This is a genomic window from Vibrio sp. 947, assembly GCF_033339115.1.
Taxonomy (GTDB): domain Bacteria; phylum Pseudomonadota; class Gammaproteobacteria; order Enterobacterales; family Vibrionaceae; genus Vibrio; species Vibrio alginolyticus.
Map to the genome: position 1 here is coordinate 1 of NZ_JAWOTX010000003.1, position 23,210 is coordinate 23,210.

The 23,210-nt window shown below is 44.3% G+C and carries 21 protein-coding genes; 13 read left to right on the forward strand and 8 right to left on the reverse strand.

The genetic code is table 11. From position 1 onward, the window contains the following. Positions 1-193 precede the first annotated feature (193 nt). Positions 194-1,063 carry a LysR family transcriptional regulator gene (locus tag R7Q39_RS04430; protein ID WP_031777146.1) on the reverse strand — a complete coding sequence of 290 codons (870 nt, stop codon included), beginning with the start codon at positions 1,061-1,063 and terminating at the stop codon, positions 194-196. A 129-nt stretch (positions 1,064-1,192) separates the two neighbouring features. Between R7Q39_RS04430 and R7Q39_RS04435 the strand changes: the two genes are divergently transcribed. The 11 genes from R7Q39_RS04435 (at position 1,193) to yegS (ending at position 13,298) form a co-directional block, all read left to right on the forward strand. Continuing rightward, positions 1,193-2,719 (forward strand): arylsulfatase, encoded by a 1,527-nt coding sequence (locus R7Q39_RS04435; RefSeq protein ID WP_017635363.1) that lies wholly within the window; start codon positions 1,193-1,195, stop codon positions 2,717-2,719. Between the two features lie 106 nt (positions 2,720-2,825). Then, a complete protein-coding gene (locus tag R7Q39_RS04440; RefSeq protein ID WP_025767858.1) occupies positions 2,826-4,127 on the forward strand; it encodes an anaerobic sulfatase maturase in 1,302 nt (433 codons plus the stop codon). An 85-nt stretch (positions 4,128-4,212) separates the two neighbouring features. Next, entirely contained in the window at positions 4,213-5,196 is a 984-nt protein-coding gene (locus R7Q39_RS04445; RefSeq protein ID WP_005376549.1) for an AAA family ATPase, read from the forward strand. Between the two features lie 12 nt (positions 5,197-5,208). Further along, positions 5,209-6,171: a DUF58 domain-containing protein gene (locus R7Q39_RS04450; protein WP_064354725.1), complete on the forward strand. Its 963-nt coding sequence runs from the start codon at positions 5,209-5,211 to the stop codon at positions 6,169-6,171. Next, positions 6,172-6,750 (forward strand): DUF4381 domain-containing protein, encoded by a 579-nt coding sequence (locus R7Q39_RS04455; RefSeq protein WP_025767856.1) that lies wholly within the window; start codon positions 6,172-6,174, stop codon positions 6,748-6,750. Then, on the forward strand, positions 6,743-7,813 hold the full coding sequence (locus tag R7Q39_RS04460) for a vWA domain-containing protein (protein ID WP_115386603.1): 1,071 nt from the start codon (positions 6,743-6,745) through the stop codon (positions 7,811-7,813). Before R7Q39_RS04455 ends, R7Q39_RS04460 begins: the two co-directional genes overlap by 8 nt. Next, positions 7,806-9,536: a VWA domain-containing protein gene (locus R7Q39_RS04465; protein ID WP_171342902.1), complete on the forward strand. Its 1,731-nt coding sequence runs from the start codon at positions 7,806-7,808 to the stop codon at positions 9,534-9,536. The genes R7Q39_RS04460 and R7Q39_RS04465 overlap by 8 nt, the downstream gene beginning before the upstream one ends. Continuing rightward, a complete protein-coding gene (locus tag R7Q39_RS04470) occupies positions 9,533-10,834 on the forward strand; it encodes a BatD family protein (RefSeq protein ID WP_104980603.1) in 1,302 nt (433 codons plus the stop codon). The genes R7Q39_RS04465 and R7Q39_RS04470 overlap by 4 nt, the downstream gene beginning before the upstream one ends. Positions 10,835-10,883: 49 nt before the next feature. Continuing rightward, positions 10,884-11,309 carry a bifunctional diaminohydroxyphosphoribosylaminopyrimidine deaminase/5-amino-6-(5-phosphoribosylamino)uracil reductase RibD gene (locus tag R7Q39_RS04475; RefSeq protein ID WP_005376542.1) on the forward strand — a complete coding sequence of 142 codons (426 nt, stop codon included), beginning with the start codon at positions 10,884-10,886 and terminating at the stop codon, positions 11,307-11,309. A 172-nt stretch (positions 11,310-11,481) separates the two neighbouring features. Next, the gene (locus R7Q39_RS04480) at positions 11,482-12,387 is read left to right on the forward strand and encodes a LysR family transcriptional regulator (RefSeq protein ID WP_005376541.1); all 906 of its coding nucleotides are present in this window, start codon (positions 11,482-11,484) and stop codon (positions 12,385-12,387) included. Between the two features lie 8 nt (positions 12,388-12,395). Further along, positions 12,396-13,298: a lipid kinase YegS gene (yegS, locus tag R7Q39_RS04485; RefSeq protein ID WP_151515638.1), complete on the forward strand. Its 903-nt coding sequence runs from the start codon at positions 12,396-12,398 to the stop codon at positions 13,296-13,298. An 81-nt stretch (positions 13,299-13,379) separates the two neighbouring features. Here yegS and R7Q39_RS04490 read toward each other — a convergent pair whose 3' ends face one another. The 4 genes from R7Q39_RS04490 to R7Q39_RS04505 all read right to left on the reverse strand — a co-directional run bounded on the left by R7Q39_RS04490 (position 13,380) and on the right by R7Q39_RS04505 (position 17,455). Then, a complete protein-coding gene (locus R7Q39_RS04490; protein WP_042520734.1) occupies positions 13,380-13,715 on the reverse strand; it encodes a YgiW/YdeI family stress tolerance OB fold protein in 336 nt (111 codons plus the stop codon). Positions 13,716-13,730: 15 nt separating this feature from the next. Next, positions 13,731-14,378 carry an AcfA family outer membrane beta-barrel protein gene (locus tag R7Q39_RS04495; protein ID WP_318075809.1) on the reverse strand — a complete coding sequence of 216 codons (648 nt, stop codon included), beginning with the start codon at positions 14,376-14,378 and terminating at the stop codon, positions 13,731-13,733. Between the two features lie 163 nt (positions 14,379-14,541). After that, on the reverse strand, positions 14,542-16,155 hold the full coding sequence (locus tag R7Q39_RS04500; protein WP_318075810.1) for a VRR-NUC domain-containing protein: 1,614 nt from the start codon (positions 16,153-16,155) through the stop codon (positions 14,542-14,544). 67 nt (positions 16,156-16,222) lie between these two features. Beyond that, positions 16,223-17,455, reverse strand: coding sequence for an OFA family MFS transporter (locus R7Q39_RS04505; protein WP_017635352.1), 1,233 nt, complete (start codon positions 17,453-17,455; stop codon positions 16,223-16,225). 577 nt (positions 17,456-18,032) lie between these two features. Here R7Q39_RS04505 and R7Q39_RS04510 point away from each other — a divergent pair. Then, positions 18,033-18,389, forward strand: coding sequence for a hypothetical protein (locus R7Q39_RS04510; RefSeq protein ID WP_005376535.1), 357 nt, complete (start codon positions 18,033-18,035; stop codon positions 18,387-18,389). A gap of 102 nt (positions 18,390-18,491) precedes the next feature. Here R7Q39_RS04510 and dcuC read toward each other — a convergent pair whose 3' ends face one another. After that, positions 18,492-19,859 (reverse strand): anaerobic C4-dicarboxylate transporter DcuC, encoded by a 1,368-nt coding sequence (gene dcuC, locus R7Q39_RS04515; RefSeq protein WP_053349164.1) that lies wholly within the window; start codon positions 19,857-19,859, stop codon positions 18,492-18,494. A 359-nt stretch (positions 19,860-20,218) separates the two neighbouring features. Further along, the gene (locus R7Q39_RS04520) at positions 20,219-21,343 is read right to left on the reverse strand and encodes an acyl-CoA desaturase (RefSeq protein WP_017821552.1); all 1,125 of its coding nucleotides are present in this window, start codon (positions 21,341-21,343) and stop codon (positions 20,219-20,221) included. Positions 21,344-21,614: 271 nt separating this feature from the next. Between R7Q39_RS04520 and R7Q39_RS04525 the strand changes: the two genes are divergently transcribed. Beyond that, a complete protein-coding gene (locus R7Q39_RS04525) occupies positions 21,615-22,163 on the forward strand; it encodes a GNAT family N-acetyltransferase (RefSeq protein WP_005376525.1) in 549 nt (182 codons plus the stop codon). A gap of 89 nt (positions 22,164-22,252) precedes the next feature. Here R7Q39_RS04525 and R7Q39_RS04530 read toward each other — a convergent pair whose 3' ends face one another. Then, the gene (locus R7Q39_RS04530; RefSeq protein WP_215810359.1) at positions 22,253-22,870 is read right to left on the reverse strand and encodes an HAD family hydrolase; all 618 of its coding nucleotides are present in this window, start codon (positions 22,868-22,870) and stop codon (positions 22,253-22,255) included. Positions 22,871-23,210: the final 340 nt, after the last annotated feature.

Consider the following 23,210-nt stretch of genomic DNA (forward strand, 5'->3'; position numbering starts at 1 on the left):
AGTTCTTTTAGTTGTTGATTTCATAACACTCTCCAATTTTGGGGGTGGAAAGTGTCAACCTTATTTAGGACGGCACACACATCTAGAAAGAGGCTCATTAACGTGAGCCTCTTTTTTTATCTGTAAAATTCTATCTATTAAGGTTTGTAGAAAGCTTGATGACGAAAACGCCTAACGCTTCAATTGACAAGATTTATAAACAAATTGGTTCGTAGTGGGCTGCCGTTAAGTTGGCTTTGATTTTTTCACGTAGAGCGATGTGGGCTGGGTTGTTTACCTCTCGCTTATGGTAAACGAACTTGTAAGGGATAGAGCGTATCGAAATGGGGCAGGGCAAAATTTGAAGTTTGAGCGCTTTGCTCCACTTGTTTGCAAAAGATTGAGACACGATCCCTAAACTGTCTCTTTGGGCGACATACAGCGCCATGCCCGCTAGCGAAGATGTGATCAAGTCGACTTTTCTTTCTTGAATTGTTTCCTTTGCTAGTTGCTCGAACCCCGACATGTTGTTCCATTTTCCTGAAAATAAACAGTGAGTTTCCTCATAAAATTGCTCTTTTGTGAGCGTGCCGTGTACACGGGGATGGTTCTCACGACAGATAACCACGGCTTCTTCCTCATAGGCATCTTCAATAATAAACGCTGCATCTTTCGTGATCACCGTATCGATTACTAGATCGACTTTTTGTTGTCTTAACAGCTCAAATAATAGGAATTTTTCGGGTGGTGATTCATAAAAAATAGTGTTCTTTATCGGGTCCATAATGTGCAACAAAATTTCCGAACAACACACTTCAAAATGATTTCTATCAGATATCGCATTGTCAATAATACTAACCGCTTGCTGGAATTGCGGCAGTAATTGATAAGCGGTGGAGGTTAGTGCGATACCTCGTCCTTTTTTAACGAATAATTGCTTATCTACGACTTGCTCTAAACGCTTTATTGCAGCGCTCACAGCAGGTTGTGTAAGCCCTAATTGTTCCGCGGCTTTTGTATAAGATTGAAACTCCGCAACAACAAGAAAAGTTTGGATCAAATTCAAGTCCATAACGTCACTCATAAATTTAATTTATAGGTTAACTAATTTTGACTGCATTTATCGCCTGAAATTAGTGCTTTATCTTATATCAACAATGGTATTGAAAAGCGAATACCGTTTTTTACGCACTAGCGAACTCTTGGAGATAATATGAAAAATGCGACCAAAACGAGCAGTAAAAAACTCGTACTTAACGCATGTACGTTAGCTTTGGGCGCTGCATCTGCAGTTGCACATGCAGCGGACAAACCCAACATTCTTGTCATCTTTGGTGATGATGTTGGTTACTGGAACCTTAGTACCTATAACCAAGGCATGATGGCGTACAACACGCCAAACATCGATAGCATTGCTAAAGAAGGTGCGAAGTTCACTAACTTCTACGCACAGCAAAGCTCGACAGCAGGCCGTTCTGCATTCATCACTGGTCAAATGCCAAAACGTACAGGTCTATCAAAAGTGGGCTTACCAGGCGCTCCGGAAGGTATCTCGGAAAAAGATCCGACGATTGCAACCGTGCTTAAACAAATGGGTTACGCAACCGGACAATTTGGTAAGAACCATTTAGGTGACCGAGACGAGCATCTTCCTACCAACCACGGTTTTGATGAATTCTTCGGCAACCTATACCACTTGAACGCAGAAGAAGAGCCAGAGAACGTGGATTACCCTAAAGATCCGGAGTTCAAGAAGAAATTTGGCCCTCGTGGCGTTATCCATTCTTACGCTGACGGCAAAATCGAAGATACCGGTCCACTAACGCGTAAGCGTATGGAAAATGTTGATGGTGAGTTTCTTGATGCCGCAGAGAGCTTCATAGAAAAGCAAGTAAAAGCGGACAAGCCGTTCTTTACTTGGTTTAACACCACTCGCATGCACAACTTCACACATGTTCCTGAAGAATACCAAGGTAAAACAGGTGCCGGTTTCTACGCGGATGGTGTTAAGCAGCACGATGACCAAATCGGTCAGCTACTTAACAAGATCAAAGAGTTAGGTGTGGATGACAATACAATCATTGTTTACACCACTGACAACGGCCCTATGGTTGATTTGTGGCCGGATGCAGGGATGACACCGTTCCGCTCAGAGAAAAACACTGGCTGGGAAGGGAGTTTCCGTGTGCCAATGTTGATTAAATGGCCTGGAAAAATTGAGGCAGGTAAAACATTCAACGGCATGATGTCATTAGAGGACTTTTTCCCGACACTAGTTGCTGCGGCAGGTGATACCAAAGTTAAAGACGAACTGCTAAAAGGCAAAAAAGTTGGCGATATGGACTACAAAGTTCACCTAGACGGTTACAACCAACTGCCATATTTAACGGGTAAGTCAGACAAATCCGCACGAAATGAGTTCGTTTACTGGAGCGACGACGGCGATCTTGTGGCATTGCGCCAAGGAAAGTACAAGTTCCACTTTATGATTCAAGAGAATGAAACGGGTATGGATGTATGGCGTAAGCCGTTCACTAAACTTCGTGTGCCACTGATCTTTGACTTGAGCATTGATCCATTTGAACGAGGCGATCAAGGCATGGGTTATTCTCGTTGGATGTACGAGCGTTCATTCTTAATGATGCCAGCAATGGATACAGTGAAAGAGGTGATGGGTACATTCAAAGAATTCCCGCCTCGTATGGAAGCAGGTTCGTTCGTACCTAAGTCTTCTAAGTAAATTAAGATTATATAGCGCTTTTTGGAGCGCTATATACCCAAATAGCTTCACTTTTGCTGTACAGCGCTCACGAGGTTATTTGGGTATATGTAATAGTGAGAAACGTATGAGTAAGATTTCCCCTCGCCATTCTACTACTATGCCTATTGTTCCTCTTAAAACGGCGTCTAAAGCGCCTGTTCTGGGCGCGTATGACCGTCGATTCCATGTGATGGCAAAGCCAGGTGGAGCAAAGTGCAACATCGATTGTCAGTACTGCTTTTATCTGCATAAAGAAAATCTACTGCACCAAGAAAAGCAGCCAAAAATGGACGACGCAACACTGGAAGCGTTCGTGAAAAGCTATATCGAAAGTCAGGATGGCGAAGAAATTGTATTCTCATGGCAGGGCGGGGAGCCGACGCTGCTTGGGTTGGACTATTTCCGCAATGTCGTAGCTTTGCAAAAGAAATATCAGCCGAAAGGCGTTCGCATTGAAAACGACCTTCAGACCAACGGCATTTTGCTAAACGATGAGTGGTGTGCGTTTTTAAAAGAGCACAACTTCCTAGTTGGCTTGTCGATTGATGGACCACGAGAGCTGCACGACAAATATCGCAAAACCCGCAGCGGTAAGCCAACGTTTGATCTCGTGATGAAAGCGGTAGATAAGCTCAAAGCGCATGGCGTGAAATTCAACGCGTTGGTCACGGTGAATCGTCACAATGCGAAATACCCGCTCGAAGTATATCGATTTTTAACCCAAGAATTGGGTGTGACTTATATTCAGTTTGCGCCGGTGGTAGAAGCCAACAACTTCCAAACAACCGCGCCGCAGTTTTGGAACGAACAGATGATCCCAACCAAAGGCAGTGATCTGGCTAAACCGGGGCATCCAATGTCGATTGTAACGGATTGGTCAGTCGATCCTGAAGACTGGGGACGCTTTTTAATGGCGACCTTTGAAGAGTGGGTGAATAACGATCTTGGCCGTGTGCTGGTTAATCTGTTTGAAACCGCGGTGGCGCAAGTAATGGGGAAACCGTCTCAGCTTTGCGTGACGGCGGAGTTTTGTGGCAAAGGGTTGGCGATTGAGCACAATGGCGACGTGTTCAGTTGCGACCACTATGTGTATCCAGAATACAAACTCGCCAACATTCATGAACACTCACTGAATGAAATGGCCTTCTCTACAAGACAATATACTTTTGGCATGGCAAAACGCGATTCATTGCCGACGTATTGTAAGCAATGCCCTTACTTGCCTTATTGTTGGGGTGAGTGCCCAAAAAACCGTTTGATCAAAACGCCGAATGGTGAGAGTGGTCTAAACTATTTGTGTTCGGGAGTCAAAATGTTCTTTGATTATGCGTTACCGATGTTGGTTGGTCTTGCACAACTTCTCCAATCTCAAGAACCGCAAAGATAACATAGTGAATATAACCTTAAGTTATTTCATTTGTTCTTATACTTAACTATCGAAAAGACGGCTTAAACCATTGAAAAGGTATCCTATGAACCACGCACAACAAGCGATAAAAGAACTCATCGAACAAACAGAAAAAAGCGTCATTGGACAAAGCCACGTGGTTCGAGCTTTAGTCATCGGGTTATTAACAAATGGGCATATTCTGCTAGAAGGTTTACCGGGAACGGCAAAAACACGTTCCGTAAAATCGTTGGCGAACTTGTTAAACACCAGTTTTGGTCGAATCCAGTTTACGCCGGATCTTTTACCATCTGATGTGACGGGCACTGAGGTTTATCAAGAGCTGGATGGCAAGCCGCAACTACACTTTCAGCCAGGGCCAATTTTTAACAGCATTGTACTTGCTGATGAGGTCAACCGTGCACCAGCCAAAGTACAAGCGGCACTGCTTGAAGCCATGGCCGAAGGCACAATCACGGTAGGCGATAAAACTCACGTATTGCCAGACTTATTTATGGTGCTTGCAACGCAAAACCCTGTAGAGCAAGAGGGCACGTACCCGCTGCCAGAAGCGCAAATGGACCGCTTTATCATGAAGGTTACCGTCGATTATCCAGAAGATGACGCCGAACGTGACATCATTCGTTTGGTGCGCAGTGAAGAATTGGGGGCGGAAACCAGCAGCGAAATTATTACGCCAAAACACATCGAGCCAGACGTGGTGCTAGAAGCGCGTCGTCAGTTACCAAACATCGTGGTATCAGACCTAGTGGAAAACTACATCGTTGCGTTAGTGATGGCGACTCGTAAGCCAGAGCGTTATGCCGATTCAAACTTAGCAAAATGGATTGAGATTGGCTCTAGTCCTCGTGCTTCCATCGCACTCGACAAATGCGCTCGTGCGTATGCGTGGATGCAAGGACGTGACCACGTTACTCCTGACGATGTGCGTGCCATGGTTCCGTCTGTATTGGGCCACCGTTTTTCTTTGACCTACGATGCACTGGCAGATGGGGTCGATCATCAACGAGTCGTACAAGAGCTGCTAGATTGTGTAGAAATTGGGTAAGTGGGAGGCATTATGGCTAAGCCAACTCTTGCGCCAACATCACAGGGGATGGATCCCCGTTTGTACTGCGATTATGCTCGTTTAGTATGTCTGCAAGCACAAGCAGAATCGTTCAGTTTACTTCCTCATCTAAAAGCGGGTAGCGTACTCTCTGGCCGACACAATTCGTTGTTTCGCGGTCGTGGATTGAACTTCGAAGAGCTGCGCCATTACCAATTGGGTGACGATATTCGTAACCTTGATTGGAAAGTTACGATGCGTACAGGTAAGCCGCACGTGCGCAGCTATACAGAAGAAAAAGATCGCAACGTAATCGTGTGTGTCGACCAGAGAAGCACAATGTTTTTTGCTTCGACGCAAGTAATGAAATCGGTTGTCGCGGCAGAGATCGCAGCGATGTGTGGGTGGCGAGTATTAAAAGATGGCGACCGAGTCGGTTTTGTCATCGCATCCCCGCAGGCGTTGTTTCACAGCAAGGCACAGCGTTCGCAAAACGATCTTCTGGCGCAACTTAAACGTCTCGCTAAAGCCAATCAATCGCTTAATGTGGACTCCCGCAACTCCGAAAAAGTAACGTTCAGTCAATGGATTGAGCTCATTAAACGCATGAAGCTCAAGCAATCCACTTTGATTTTTATCAGCGACTGGAGCGACTGCGAGGAGCACCATCTTGATCACCTTAAACAGCTACAACAGCACAACGATGTTCTTGCAGTGATGGTCAGTGACCCATTAGAACAAGCGCTACCAGACGATTTGGCAAAATCGAAATGGGTGGTTGGTGATGGGCAGTATCAACTCAATTTAGACAGCAAAGCAAAGGTAGAAGCTGCGAGCGCAAAGCTTGAGGCTCGAACTAGCTTACAGCGTCAATCACTCTCTCAACTTATGGCGATGAAACACCTTCCGCACATCGAACTCGATACGACAGGTGAGCACATTAAACAATTCCAAAAACTGGTAGGAGGGCGTTAAATGAGTGATCTTCCTACGCCTCCGAGTACCTACATACTCAGAGAGCTGCATGATGTGGCTGTACCACCCAGCGTGAGTTGGTACCCGCAAACTATTGGCTGGAAAATTTTAGCGGCGGTTGTGCTCATTGCATTGGTGTATGTCGTATATCGATTGGCTCGGCAATGGTGGCATAATCGTTACCGAAAAGAAGCTCTACTGGCGATTTCGCAAATCAAATCGAGCGACAAAGACATGCCAAAAGTATTGTTCTCTGTGCTTAAAGTAGTGCTGATTCATATTGATAGCCGCAACGCGAAATTGTTTGATACCGCCTTTCTGCGCAAGCTCGATGCGCTGTATCCGCAAACCGAAGATTCTCAAGCAAACTCGCTTGTGGTCTTTAACGATGAGCTTTCAAAGCGCTGGCTACAAAGTATTGTCGACCCAAGCGTTATGCTAACCAACGAAGATCGTGTAACGCTAATTGCTCGTGCGAAAAACTGGGTGAGTGAACACCGTGGTGATGCTCAAAAAAGCGCGGCAAAGAAATCACCACGATTGAAACGCAAATCACATCAGGGAGGTCAACATGAATGATCTTCTTGCATCGATAACTGGTTTGTCTGGTTTTGAATTTGCTCACCCAATGTGGTTTCTGGTTTTGCCCTTGCCGTTGGTGGTGTACTACTTGGTGCCTGCATATCGCACTAAGCAAATGGCGATCAAAGTGCCGTTTTTTAGTCAGCTGGTGGAAGCGATTGGCGAGACGCCATCAGAAGGTGCAAGCCAGTTGACCCCGAGTTGGTGGCAACGAGCAACGTTAATTCTCTCATGGCTTTTGGTGGTGTGTGCGATGGCAAAACCCACCGTGTTAGGCGAGCCTCAAGTTCGCGAGAGTTTAGGTCGCGATGTGATGGTGGTGGTGGATCTTTCGGGTTCCATGGCCGAGCCAGATTTCACCTCACGTACAGGCGAAAAAATTTCTCGTCTTGATGCGGCAAAAGAAGTGCTGTCGGAGTTTGTTCAGTCTCGTAAAGGTGACCGATTAGGCTTGGTGCTTTTTGGTGATGCTGCTTTCGTACAAACGCCATTTACCGCAGACCAAAAAGTGTGGCTCGAACTGCTTAACCAAACCGATGTGGCAATGGCAGGGCAGAGTACCCATCTTGGTGATGCGATTGGCTTAGCGATTAAAGTTTTTGAGCAAAGCGATAAGTCGCGTGGTGCTTTAGAACAAGATCAAAACCGTGAAAAAGTCGCGATTGTATTAACCGATGGTAACGACACGGGCAGTTTTGTTGAACCGATTGATGCGGCGAAAGTTGCGAAAGCCAAAGGCGTGAGAGTGCACGTGATTGCGATGGGTGATCCGGAAACGATAGGTGAAACCGCGTTGGATATGGACACGATTCATCGCATTGCGAAAGAATCCGGCGGTGAAGCGTTTGAAGCACTCAACCGTGATGAACTATCGGCTGCCTACGACGAAATTGGCAAACTGGAACCTCAACTTTACGAAAGCACCACATACCGCCCAAAACAAAGCCTTCACCATTACTTGATGGCGTTAGTGGTCATCATGCATTTGCTCGCGTTCAGCGTCGCAACACTCAAAAGAAGGGCTGCAACACGATCATCATTAGGAGAGAGCGATGTTTGATTCTCTTAGTTGGACGCAATTCTTTACGCAGTTTCATTTTATTCGACCACTGTGGTTACTGGCTTTGGTCCCCATGTTTTTCTTGGTGTGGTTACGCTGGCGAGAAGAAAGCAAGCCAAGCTGGAAGGATATTCTGCCCGAACATTTACGCAATGCTTTGACGATAGGTGAGCGAGGCTGGCGTAAGCAACTGCCGCTTAAGCTCTTGATGCTGATTGTGTTCATCGCCATTGTGATTTGTGCAGGCCCAACGTGGCAACGAGAGTCTTCTCCCTTTGGCGAAGATAAAGCCTCTATGCTTGTGGTGCTTGATAACAGCGACTCGATGCTGCAAAAAGATCTCCCACCAAGCCGCCTTGAGCGTTCCAAACAGAAAATACGCGATTTGCTAGTCGCGCGAAAAGGCGGAAAAACGGGTTTAGTCGTGTTCGCGGGCAGTGCTCATGTCGCGATGCCTATAACTCAAGACAGCAAAGTATTTGACCCGTTTTTGGCGGCCATTACGCCAGAAATTATGCCCGTGCAAGGTAAGCTTGCCGAAAAAGCATTGCCGTTAATTGACCAACAATTGCAAGGTCAACCAGGCTCCACTGTTCTGTTGGTGAGTGATGGCGTTAATCCAGCCACGATTGAGCAATACCAAGCGTATTTCTCGGGCAAACCTTATCAACTGTTAATTCTTGCGGCAGGGAATGCTGACATTGTGAGTAACAACCCAATGGATTTGGATTCTCTACAAAAACTGGCTAGTCAGACTAACGGTCGATTGGTGGAAGTGACCGTCGATAATAGTGATATCGAGCAACTGAACCGATACGTTGAGCGCAATATGCAGCTTAATGGCGAATCTTCAATGCCTTGGAAAGACATGGGATATCAGCTTCTGTTCCCAATCGCGCTGATCATGATGCTGTGGTTTAGAAAAGGGTGGTTAGTGCAGTGGTGCGTGATTGTAATGGTGAGCGGCACGTTATTGATGCCAACCAGTGCGTTGGCGGAGAACATTTCTGTTAAAGCCGAGCAGCCACAAGTTGTGCAAAAAGTGACGGCTTTCGACAAGGTAGCGCAATGGTGGTGGGATTTGTGGCTAACGCCAGACCAACAAGGACAGCGTTTGTTTAACAAACAAGCGTATTTAGAAGCCGCGAAACACTTTGTCAATCCATTACGCAAAGGCACGGCGTACTACTACGCTAGCGAGTTTGAACTCGCCCACAGTGCGTTTTTGGAAATGCAAAACGACCCGTCCGAAGAGGTTCGAGATTACGGTCTTTATAATGCGGCGAGTGCATTGGCGCGTCAGCGTGAATATTTGGCTGCACGTGACTTGTTAAAATCCCTAGCCAACAAGCCAACGTTGAGCGAGAGGCTAAGACCGGATGTTGAGCATAACTTGAAAGTGATTGGTGGTATTGTAGAGGACATCAACCGGATGAGTGAGAGTCAGGCAGGAACAGAGCAAGAAGCATCAACCGAGCTAGGCGATAACCCTCAAACCGCAGAAGGGGCGGATGAAAAAACGTCAGCGGAGTTGATGATTAAAGAGACGTTAAATGCAGACGACATCATAGGTAGCCAAGAATTAGCCGACAAATGGTTAAAGCGAGTCGAAGCGGATCCTAAATACTTCTTAAATGCGAAGTTTCAGATTCAATTGCGTTCAATAGAAACCGGAGAATCAACCTCTACTGCGAGCGAAAATACAGAGGAGGCGGTGCAATGATGAAAAGCCACCGTTTTACGCCCTTTGCTTTACCCTTGTGGGTAGTTATCTGTTTCGGTTTCCTCCTGAGCAGTAGTGTGTTAGCTCAAGATATTCGTGACGTTCAACGAGAGCATGGTGTAGAGTTACAAGCGTGGGTTGGTCAACAACCAACGGCTGGAGAGAAGCGTAAAACACCAAGCTTTAGCGTCAATGAGCAAGTTATTTTAACCATCGAAGTGGCAACGCCGCGTTGGTTTACGGGTGGTACGAGAATTGGCAATATTGAAATGCCCAATGTTATCGCCAAACAGCGTAATCAACTAGCAACCAACTTTACTGAGCAAAAAGAGGGACAAACTTGGTCGCGTCAACGATGGGAAGTGACTTTGTATCCTCAAGCTTCTGGTGATTTTGTGATTCCACCTGTCGCAGTGGGCGTTCAGGTGTCTGCGCCGGACGGCGAGAAGGTGTCAGGCACACTTTACACGCAGCCGATTAAGTTCAAAACCGTATTGCCATCGGGCCTGCTGAGTGGTGAGACACCTTGGTTTGCGGCAACAGATGTAGAGGTAAAGCAAGATTGGGATACCTCCACTGAGTCACTCAAAGTTGGGGATGCAATCACGCGTAAAATCACCATTTCTGCTCAAGATTCACTATCTGTATTGCTACCAGACTTGTTGAAAGGAGAATCAACAACCCGTTATCAAGCGTATCCTCAACCCCACCGTTTGACAGATACGCAAACACGTGGTGATTACCAGTCAACACGCGCAGAAGAGAGCGTGTACGTGATTCAACAAGGTGGTGAATTAACCCTGCCGGATTATGAGTTCCGTTGGTGGAACAGTAAGACTCAGCAAGTGGAAACGGTGATGTTAGAGGGCAAAACTTTTGCCGCGAAGCACACGTTGAAGTCCTTTATCAGAACATACTTTGCATGGATTGTTTCCACGCTTGTGTTGCTGGGTTTTGTGATTATTTCATTGGTAGCCATTAAACGTTACTACCGCAACAGACCGACACCAGCATGGCTGACGTTCCACCGTTTGTTAAAGGCTAAACGTTGGTCTGAAGCAAGGACCATATTGTACAAACAATTGCGTTTAAATACGGCAGAGCTGGAAATGAACAAAGCCGATACGAGTGAATCGTGGCAAAAAAGTGCGTCGCGAATGCAAAATGGTGAAAATAGCGCTCATTTACTGAAGTCGATGTGGCGCAAAGTCCAGACCAAACAAAAACGCTTTAAATTCCGTATTCCGCGAGCGTTACCAGAACTGGACAAAGTCATTGGAAGAGATGGCAATGAATAAAACGGGGCGCTAATATAGCGCCTCGTTTTTATTAGAGAATAGAGTTCAAATGAGCCAAGAGTTTATGCGCCGCGCATTGGAAGTGTCCAAAAATGCGCTTCCTGAATGTCAACCCAACCCGCCGGTTGGCTGCGTGTTAGTGAAAGACAATCAAATCGTTTCTGAAGGTCATACTCAAGCGATTGGTGGCAATCACGCGGAAGTGGAAGCGCTGAATGCGTATCAAGGCTCGTTAGAATCGGTGACGGCATACGTTACGCTGGAACCGTGTTCGTTTGTTGGTCGCACGCCAGCTTGCGCGGTGACATTAGTCAAATCCGGCATAAGCAAAGTCGTCGTAGCCATATTGGACCCCGACCCGCGCAACAGTGGTCGAGGTATCGAGATTCTAAAACAAGCAGGTATAGAGGTAGAAACGGGTTTGTGCGGCGAGGAAGTCAGCGAGTTTCTTACCCCTTACTTAGGCAAAGCCTAATCCAAGCTTTACGTTGCACTACGGTGCCAGTTTATGTGGTGAATGAAGTGCGTCAAAATTGAGTTAAAACTCATTAAAACAGGCGATACCGCCCATTTATTGCACTTGGCTACGTGAAGGATCATGCTGTTAGATTAAAATAGAGAAAGTGACTTTTGAAAAATTTAATAGCATGAAACCGACCGACCTTAATCTTATTCCCATTTTCACTGCCATCTATGAAGAGCGTAACTTGTCTCGGGCGGCGGCGCGTTTAAACATCACCCAGCCTGCGGTGAGTAAAGCGCTAGCAAGGCTACGTGATATCTACGATGATCCATTGTTTCATCGTTGCGTTAAAGGTGTCGAGCCTACCTCGTTTGCGATGGATATTTATCCTGCTCTTCTTGCTTCAGTACAAAATTTCACTTCGACATTATCGGCCTCTAGTGAGTTTGACCCTAAAGTGTCGAATAGAGTGTTTTCTATTGCCTGTGTGTCCGTTGCAAGTTTTGAGTTGCTACCTCAAGTCATGAAACAAATCCGTGTGTCGGCGCCAAATGTTGCATTAGAAGTGCATCCGCTTTTTACGGAAGATTTTGAAAGTGATCTGCGGTTACAACGATACGATTTGATCATTGATATCACACCAAGAGCAAGAACGGTGCTAAAACTGGAAACTGTACTTACGGAGCGTTTGGTGGTGGTATGTAGCGAAGCGCATCCACGCCTGAATGACGAGATTACGGCTGAACAATTTTTTGAAGAAGAACACGTAGTGGTTTCGCAGTGGCAGAGTCGTAAGAGCTTGTTAAACGCCGATGACATTGTCGACTTGGATAAGAGAAAGATTAAGTATCGAGCCTCAGGCGTACTAGAAATGCTCCCAATTATTTGTGGTAGTGAATACATTGGTTTAATGCCAGAGTCGATGATCAACTTGTTCAATAACACCTATCATGTTAAATCTTTATCAATGCCATTTGATGAACAAATGTATGAGCTTTGCACAATCTGGCATCCTAGTCGCACAAACGACAGCGCCCATCAATGGTTGCGTTCACAGATTAAGCAAGCAGGAAAAGTCATCAACCAATAGGAAGTGCAATGAAAAAGACAATACGTGCCATCCTTAACGGAAAAAAAGCTGGGAATCCAGAGTTAAGAGATGCAATCATGAAAATGAGAGAAAAAGGCATCGACGTACAGGTGCGTGTGACGTGGGAATCTCAAGACATGCCGCGGCTAGTGAAAGAAGCGGTTGCTGAAGGCATTGAACGTATTGTTGTCGCTGGTGGCGATGGGACTGTCAATGAGGCGGCTTCTGCGATTATTCAAATTGACGAAGTAAAACGCCCTGAGTTAGCCATTATTCCCCTTGGTACTGCCAATGACTTTGCTACCGCTATTCAAGTACCTAATTCCATTAAGGCGTCTTTATCTCTTGCTGTTGAGGGGCAGTCCGCTTTGGTCGATTGCGTCAAAGCGAACGATCGCTGCTTTATTAACGTGGCAACAGCAGGGTTTGGCGCAGAAGTTACAGCAGAAACGCCTGTTGAACTCAAAAACTTTCTTGGCGGCGGAGCTTACACGCTAACTGGTGTTGTAAAAGCACTTGGCTTTAAACCATATGACGGAACAATAACGATTGAAGGTGGCGCGTATCAGGGAGAAATGTTGCTCGGTGCGTTTTGTAATGGGCGCCTTGCTGGAGGTGGGCAAGAGTTAGCTCCAAAAGCGATGATTAATGATGGGATGATGGATCTAACATTGGTGCGCCCATTTTTACCTCATGAGCTGCCTAAAGTAATCGACGAGATCAATAACCCGAGTGAGAAAGGAGAGTTTGTGAAGTACACTAAAGCAAGCTGGTTGGAGATAGATTTTCCGAATCCATTGCCTCTTAATTTAGATGGAGAACCTTATCATTCGAGAACCATTAGATTTGATGTTCAGCCTAAGAGTATACGATTAGTCGTACCGCAAGATTGCCCTTGCTTGACTAGCTAAACGAGCGTTTTCCATGATTATTGCGTAACACAGCCACTAAAATGTGGCTGTGTTGTTTGTGTTGAGGTATTAGTCAAATTCTTAACGTTTTTGAATGGTCTCAACGTCTATTTGCGTAGTTGTCCAATCTGCGTCAACCTCTCCTCGAATCATTACGGTATCTTTTGGTGTCACTTCTTGACCCATCCAATCTTCGTTGTCGATCTCTACTTCGATCTCACCAGTGTTGTCTTTGAACAAGTAAGTCTCGTTACCAAATGATTGAACAATATGCCCGGTTAGCACTACAGCGCTGTCGTCGGTTGCGTTGCGCGCCTCTTTCACCGTATTGATTGCACTGACTTCTGGACCATTAAACGCGGCGAAAACCGAGCTTGAAAGTAGGGCAAGCATGGATGTTAACAATACTCTTTTCATTATCATCTCCTTATATTAGAAGTAATAAGTTGTGCCTACGTTAAAGGATGCAGTGTTCGCGTATCGGTCTAGTTGATATTTTGCGTTTACACCTATGGTGAGCTGCGGGAAAATTCTGTATTCCGCACCCACTGAGAACATTGCGCCTAGCTCGTTGTTTTTCTCCGCGCTATGGAAAAGCGTGTTGGTCATTTCCACATCGTCGTTCGTGACAAGTTCGTATTCTTGATGTTTAGAAACCTTGGCGTTGTATTCCGTGTACGTTAGACCCGCTTTGAATTTTGTTGTCCATTTATCATTTAATGCATAGTTAAACACAGGAGCCAACGACACTTGCTTGGCTTTGATTGACGCATCCCAATCCATTTCATGATGGTAATCTTTGCCATCAATTGTCTTGATACCAAGGTCCTTAGAACGGCCGTCATCAAGGTCAAACTGGCTGTAACCTAGCTCAATTGCCCAATTGTCATTAAACGAGTAACCGATAAATCCTGAGAAAATACCATCCTCAAGTTCTGGGTTAAGTGTTACATTTTCAGCTGAAAAGTGAGGTTCCAAGTCATGGTCAGTGGTGCCTAGTCCATATTCCAGACCTACATAAGGAGCCGCAGATACCGAAACTGAGCAGGTAACGAGTAACGCAAGAATGGTTTTGTTCATTTTATTTTGCCTCTTCAAATCAACTTAATGAGTAGAAGCGCATTGTGTGTGATGAAGCGTGAAGTGATCGTGAAGAAACAAAAATATTTTAGAAAAAGAGCAAGGTGCGATAACCGAGGGGCGGTTTGAGTGAACAAACACCAAGCTCTTTATATAGAGTAAGTTAAGTTGCTGCGACGTAACACACCGCAAACGGGACATTAAGGCGAGTAAACTCTTTAATCCAACGCCATTGGTTGTCTTGGAGTTTATCGCCCGGCCCTTTTACTTCAATCCATTCGAACTCGTTTCCTTTAAAAGCAATCAGATCAGGCATCCCATTGCGGTAAAGCTTTAGGTCACTCAATTGTATTTTAAATAGCGCCATCAACATGTTAGTTGGGATTGTATCGAGTGCTGTTTCGAGTAGTTCTTTACTTATTAAGCTCCAATGCACAAATGGATTGCTGATACCAAACTTCTCATCGTACTTTGTCAATAACGTATGAGTGCTACCCGTTTCCAATTCGTCAAATGCCGCACCTATCAAAGCTTGGCGCTTGGTAACAAAATCAGAATGGTACAAATCCAGAGGACGATGTTGATAGGCATTGATGAATGCGCCTTCGATGGGAGCGAAAATCGCATCCCAAAAAGTGAGACCAAGTAATGCATTAAGCAGTGCATTTTCGGCGTAGAATACGGTCCAGCCTAAAGACTCAAAATACGCTTTGCTGGCAAGTTCGACTCTCTGTTGAGATAAATCCAGTTCAAGGCGGTATTCCGAACAGGTTGGCTTCGTCATTCTTGGTACTTTCTCGCCTTGTTTTCGTTTTAACCGTTGCTCAAGTTTTTGTGCAACTTCGAGCTCAGACACATCGATCGGTGAGTTAAGCATATCTGTGACAATGTCACCAAATAAATCATCATGGTTTAATTTGTCATAGATACGTGCGCGTCGTTCTCGGCTCGGTGTGAGTTGAGTTTGCCCAAATAGAGATAGGGCGGTCTCTAGATCATTAAGCCGTTCGTAATCACGTGCTATGTCATTCAACATGTGCTCGCGTTTACGATCTACGTAACGGTGTTTAACGGGCTGAGGCATTGCCTCAATTAATAAGTCGAGATTGGCTTTGTCTTTTCGGTCAAATTGCCAGTACAGGTTGGCCAACTGGCTCAGTTCAATTAAACGGTCTATTTGCTCACGTGAATCAAAGAAACGGCGCACTTTACTCAATTGATATTGCTCGAACTGATGCAAACCTAAGTCATCAAGCACAAACTGACTTAAGTCTTGATGGGTGTTGGCAAAAAACAGAGTGAGCAACACGTCGATCATATGAGCTGAATTGAGTTTGACGATCGTAAACTCAAGCTTCTCTATACGATCAAATTCCGCATTACTCAAACGTTCGACAAGGGCGTCTTTCTTGAGTGATTTCGGGAGTTCGGGATAAAGCGCAGAGATTTCTGGTTTGGTCAGTAAATTGGCCGCTAACTCTTGATGAGAAAGGGGTGGGGAAAGGGCTACAAACTGATGCTGACTCAATTCTGCCAGTGCTTCATTGATAGAAGGTATTTCTGGATAACTCAGCTTATCACTTCGAAACCAACACCCCTTTCGGCTGTATAAACGCACTAAAAGGCACTGGGCGTGTTTGCTCAAAGAATCAAACGAGCAAAACCATGCGTGTTCTTCCTTGGTCAGTAAATCGCTGTACCAAGTTATTGCGTGATGAGTCAGCTTAAAGAAGTTCTCTAGATAGTAGTCTGGTGCAAGTTCGATAGGGCTTTCCATAAACGACCGATAACAAAAAAGGCTTAACTCATAGGTTAAGCCTTTTTGCTATCAAATCAATTCGCAATTATGCGTTTTTTAGCTGTGCTACTTTCGCTTCAGACAATGGCTTAGTGATGAACGCAAGTACGATACATACTGCCATCATTGCTGAAGAAATTGTGTAAGCCAAGGTGTAGCCGTCGCCATTTGTCATCGAGAAACCAACAACCGCTGCGCCGATTGCACCACCGATACCCCATGCTGTGTAAAGCACGCCGTAGTTAGTGCCGTAGTTTTTCAGACCGTAGAACTCAGCCGTTAGAGTAGGGAATACCGCTAGAAGTGTGCCGTAACCTACCGCTGCGATTGCTGTACCGATGATCAGTGTAAACTCAGAGTCGAACGTCGCGAACAGCACCATGTTTACGCCTTGTAGAACGAACGCGAGTAGAAGCGTACGAACACCGCCGATTTTATCTGCAAGCATACCCGCGGCAACACGACCGCCAGAGTTAAATACAGCAAGAATAGACGCTAGGTAAACCGCGTTTGGCAAGTTTGCTTGAACGCTTGCGATTGTCGTGATGTTACCGATGATCATTAGACCAACAGAAGCTGCAAACGCGTACATGATCCATAGAGAGTAGAACTGTGGCGTTTTCAACATTGCTTTCCAAGTTAAGTCATCTGACTTTTTCACCGCTTTAGGTGCTTGGCCTTCTTTTACTTTAGGCTCCGCAGGTGTGTAGTCTGCTGGTGGGTTGTTGATGGTTGCTGCAAGAGGAACCGCAATCGCTAGGATACCAACACCAAGAACCATAAAGCTAGTTTGAATGCCCATGCTGTCTATTAGCGCAGAAGTTACTGGCGCAAGGTAAATAGCCGCTAGACCAAAACCTGCCGCAATAATGCCGTTAACCATACCTTTCTTCGAAGCGTGGAACCACTTCATCGCAGAAGGTGATAGGCATGCGTAACCAAAACCGATACCTGCACCTGTGATCACACCGAAGGTAATGTTCAGCATGAGTGGAGTGTCAACAAAGCCAGACGCGATCATGCCCAGACCTGTAAGAACAGTACCTAGGATAAGGATCATTCGAGGGCCCATACGGTCTTGGAGAATACCTGCAATAAGAAGACAGATAGAGAAAGTGATGGTTGCAGTTGCGTAAGGTGCAGAAGCTTCTGCAGCACTCCAGCCTGATTCAGTTACCAGTGCCTTGTTGAATACACTCCAAGCATACAGGATGCCAAGACAAAGGTTGATACAGAACCCTGCTAACAGGATGCGCATAGCTTTATCAATCTTGCTCATTTTTATTCTCAGTTTTTCCTCTTATTGGCAATGCCGCAAAGAAGGTTGGTTTAAAGATGTTTTTTCTCAAAATTAGTTTGCGTTTTTCAACGTTTAACGCAATGAGCGCGGATTATAACCAATAAATATGTGATTGGAATCTCTTTTTACGGTTACTGATAAAATAATTTGCAACATTAAAAGTGGATGTGAATTCATGGTTTTGTATGTAGTAAGAACGTTGTAAAAAAGTGACATTTTTTTGTTCACTAATAACGAATGATGAGTCAAGAGAGAGAGGTTTTACGCTGTTGAGTGCACAGTTCACATTTCAAATAAAAAATTTCTAAATGTTTCCATGTTAACCATCTGTAACAAAAATGGCGAACTTATCATCTGACTGTCGTAAGTATCAGATGCAAAGGGTTTCTTAATTCTTAATTGTTAACCTTTTGTAATAATTGAAGCTGATTAGCTTTTATGTACATTAAGTGAGCAAAAAAGTAACTTGTAATTGCTGATTTTAGGCGCAGAATATAGTGAAAAATGAGTTTTCATTTATGAAGGGATGCTTTTTAGATTTGTTGTGAGGTGACTTATGAAACTGTTCCTATTACTCATGGCTTCGGTATCCGCTGGTATCGCATCAGCAGACCACATCCATTCATTTATGTTGGGCTTATCTATTGCTTCTTTAGCTGTAGGTAGCTGTTATTTCTTCGCATTTCGCAGCTCGCGCTTTCCACAGCTTGCTTTATTCCTACTCATTTGCGGTATGCTTTCTAAGTTGACGATAACCGTAGTCGGTGTGATGTGGGGAATGTCCGCGGAATTAATCACGTCTCCAATCGTATTCGCACTTTCATATTTATTCTTTTCGCTTGCCGTTACCTACTTATGGTTTAGCTACAGAGAGAGCATCACTAAGATTCCTGACCGATTTAAGTCAGCGTAAATCATCACATTAGAATAAAAAAACGCCAGCACATTTGCTGGCGTTTTTAATTAAACGTAATTTTGTTCGGATATTGCTTTTAGTTTGATCGTGGCAATACCGTTAGGCACTCATTGGAACAAGCACAATAGTACCAATAATCACCGTGATAAGGCCTGCTAGAACTGGAACGGATGTGCGTTTTACAACCTCAAACGGGCTGATGTTTGCCATACCTGATGTCGCAACGATTACGCCAGATACTGGTGAGATAGTACGGCCTAGGTTTGATGCTTGAAGCATCGGGATAATTAGGAACGCAGGGTTTAATCCCATTTTAGCAGCTAAAGATGGTGCTAACTCCACGAACGCATAGAAAGGCGCGTTACCCGAACCCGTTGCAATTGCTGCTGCAACTGTCAATGCAGTTAGAATAAGCATTAAAGCAACGCCGCCTGCACCAGCATTATCTGCTAGATGAAGTAGGTTATCGATAGCACCGATAGACATCAGACCTTGTGCAAAAACCCCAGCGGCAACCAAAAGCATCACAACGCCTTTGAACGCGTCAGCCATGCCTGCGTAGCAAGAATCTAAATCTTCTAGTGATTTCTTACCATCGAACTTATTTACAACATAATGGATCAGAGCTCCAAGGAAAATCGAACCAACCACAATAGTGTAGATGTCTAGACTAAGTCCTGGAATGGTACGACCGTTGAATAGGAAAACGCCGATGATAGGTAGAAATGGAAGAGCTGCATAAAACGCTGGTGCGTCAGCTTTGATCTCTGATACATCAATTTTTTCCATTGGTGTATTTTCTTTCTTATCTAAGTATTTGTTCCAGAAGAACGCTGCCGCTGCCATGACGATGATTGCGCAAATAGAAACAGGCAACACAGTTTGTACCGCAAACACATCAAGCTCTAAACCAGACTTTTCTGCTGCGATAACAACATCACCAGAAGTAGGAGAAAGAATGATTGCCGCTGGAGAGGCACACACTGCAACGGCTGCTGGACGAGAAATGCCCATCGCGACCATCATAGGGAATAGTGTCGCCATTAATAGTACGCCAAGGCCTGTTGCAGAACTTACCGCAAGAGACATTAAACACGCCACAATGTAAGCCGCTACCAAAAGGACGTAAGGAGACTTGATGACAGAAAGCGGTTTAGAGAACTGTTTCACTACCACGTTGTTCGCGCCGATATGAGTCATGTATGACGCAAAACCACAAAGCAGCATGATTTGCATACCAAGACCGCCACCGCGGTATTGAAGCATGTATTTCACGTATTCAAGCGCATCTGTCACCATGTTACCAGTTGAGGTGATTTTTGACGGCAGCACGTCGTGCCCCAAAACGCCAGTCATAAGAAGTAAAGCAATACCAGCTGTCAGTAACACGCCCGCAGCTTTATAGCCTTTGACAATAAAGTAACCCACCGCAATGGTAACCACTAAGCCAATTAAGAGCTCTAACATAGGGATCTCCGAATGTTATGTAAAAAAGAAAGAAACTGTTTCAGTTTATGACAAGGAATTTACAGAATTCTTAGCTGTGGCACGAGACAAATATGGGGCTTGCATGATCTGAGACAAATAATAATTTAATAAATAATTTCGTTAGATTGTATTGTTGGAATTTGGTTTTCTAAGTGTTATGTGCTGGTTTGAAGCTATTTATAGGAAGGAAAATATGACTAGGAAAGTGAATGAATAAAGAGTGAATTGATTCACAATAGGAAAAAGACTTTACTCAGTAAGCAATTATTGGAAAACACTCTTCACAACAAAAAAGCTTCGCCGAAGCGAAGCTAAGTAATCGTAAGAATGAGGATAAACTATGCGTATCGACGAACCATAAGGTTCCAACTACGTTGCTGCCGTTCGAACTCTGCTTTAATTTGCTGGTACTTCATTTTCGTTACAGAACATTCGTATTTCTTTACCACACTGGCAGTTTTGGCACCGAGTACTTCTTTGCGCATCTCGTAGTATTCCTGCATGTGATGAACTAGAGTATCAAACTCGTGCTGTAGCTGATCGAGGATCGTTTGCGTGTTCGGTTTCGATTCTAGCTTTTCTCTTGCTTTCTTCAAAAGTTGACTCGCACGGGCCTTTTCAATTCTAAATGTAGGCGTTGTGCGCAACTTAGATGTGAGTCCTAGCCAAGAACATGACTTTATCAACCACTTCGTTGGGTCGTAATGCCACCAATACACGCCATTGCGATAGTCATTCTCGAAAATATGATGGAAATTATGGTAACCCTCTCCAAATGTGAAAAAGGCGAGTACACCATTATCGCGAGCAGTGTTTTTGTCTGTGAAAGTTTGCTTACCCCAAATATGTGCGAGGGAGTTAATGAAAAAAGTCGTATGGTGACTCATAAAGAGTCGAGCCGCACCAACGACCAATAACATCCCCCAGATATCACCGTAGATCAGTCCGAGCATGACTGGGAAACCAATATTAGTCAGTAGGGCAAGTGGAACATAATACTTATGCTGCCACATGACGATTTTGTCGCGCTTTAGGTCACGGCAGTTTGTATATTCGTTTTCCTTTGATTTATTGTAATCACGTAACATCCACCCAATGTGAGAATACCAAAAACCCCGCTTGGCTGAGTACGGATCTTTATCGTTATTGTCGACATGTTTGTGATGCACACGATGATCAGAAGACCAATGTAATGCACTATTTTGCAAAGAAAATGCTCCTCCAATCGCAAAAATGGCGCGCAAAATAGGATGAGCTTCGTACGTTTTGTGGCTCCAGAGACGATGATAGCCTGCTGTAATAGAAAGGTTAGTAAAACTAAATGCAATCACTCCCCAAATTAGATGTTCCCAACCCAGTCCAAAATGATATGCATACCAAGGCATTACAATAAAAGTCAGAACAAAACTGGCAGAAAATATCAATGTATTCAACCAGATAACAGGTGGTTTGTTTTGAGTCACAGGTGTATCCCTAACTTTGAGCTAACAACTGTTCGCCAGAATATCAGCGTACACATGTAAGTCAAATTAAAGTTAGACAAATGTGACTATTCCTTTGGGTGTAGATTAAGGAACTTGATGGGATATTTTGCTTTTAATTGAATAATGAGTAGTATTAAAAAATGAGCTCTGGCTTAAGGTGTATAAAATCTGCCAAGAAACAAGTGTTATAAAGGTGGAATATACCGAGACTCTATAAAGAAGCAAAAATGTAAGAAAATAGGAATACGTAATGGATTTACGATTAGCGGAATATAAGGACTACGAGCGCATTGCGCATCTTCATGCGGATAGCTGGAAGCGTCATTACCGTGGCATTCTTAGTGATAACTATCTTGAGAAAGAAGCGATTGACGACAAACTACTGATTTGGCAAACCCGTTTGACCAACCCACCATTCAATCAGCACATTGTCTTGGCGGAGGAGGGAGGTTTGCTACTTGGCTTTGTTTGTGTGTTCGGCAACCATGATTTCGAGCGTGGAACCTTTATTGACGCATTGCATGTTGATGACAGTTACCGTGGTCGTGGTATTGGTAAGCAGCTATTACTTGCTGTCGCAGAATGGCAACAGCAGTACTTTAAAGACACAGGTCTTTATTTAGAAGTTGTGTCGCAAAACATTTCTGCGATTGAATTCTATCGCCACATTGGTGGTCAAGAGGATCAAGAGCGAACTTGGCGCGCACCTGATGGCAAAGAGGTGTTAGAAAAAGTATTCCGTTGGAAGAACGCCCAGTCATTAGTTAGTGGGATTGAGGAAAACGTGATTTACTCCTAACCTAGCGTTCTAAAACATTAGATAAGAGCAGTCTCAACACTGCTCTTTTTTGTTTATGCACCCTAACGTTATGTTTTATTGAAAGCTTTCTAGAAGTTAACCCCCATGGCTTTTAGTTCGAGCTCACATTGCTGAGCATTTTCAAACTGAATAGCAGCCATGCCAACTGCTTGGGCACCTTCAACATTGTAAGGCATGTCATCAAGAAATACTGTCTCTTCGGGGTTAAGCTGATACTTTGAAAGTAGAGTTTGGTAGATCTCCGCTTGTGGTTTTAGTAATTGAACTTCGGAAGAGATGATTGCTCCATCAAACAGTGGCCAAAACTCATAGGTAGTACGAAGATGTTCCACAATTTCGTTGATGTTGTCTGTGAGCGCATATACGCCATATCCGGCTCTTTTTACTCGTTTTAACAGCTCTATACTGCCGTAAAGTAATATTTGAGTGTGTTTTACATAATAAAAGAAGCGGTCCATTTCTTCCGTCGTTACTTGGTGTTCACGTTGATAACGCTGTTTTGCTTCCCTTTCGGAGATCGTCCCTTTATTTAAATCTTTCCAGATTTGTGATGAAAATAGCATCTGAGCCATTTTCTCTGATTCTACGGAACCACCAAATGTTAAGCGAACGATTTCTACTGGAGACCAGCGTACCAACACATTACCTACATCAAAAATGACATTTTTTATCTGGACAGAATTCATAACACACCCCAAGCCAATTGTTCTTCACCACGCTATATGCGGTGAGTGCTGTTTTTGAATCGTTGGAAAGTCGTGCCAAAGGCGCGACTTAAGTTTCTTACACAAAATGAGATTAACATCCAATTGGATACAGAGCGATTATCGCAAAATTGCACTAAACTATATGCAACTTTGTTTATTTGGTTGTAAATCAAGTGTAGCTGTCTTAAAAGATTGAAACTAAAGATAAGTATTGCGAGCTGTTTACGTCATTTCGCGCTGCTTATAAATGATGATTAATATATAATTAGTTAATAATAAAACGATAAAAGTGAATCAAAATCACACTATTGTGCGTCAG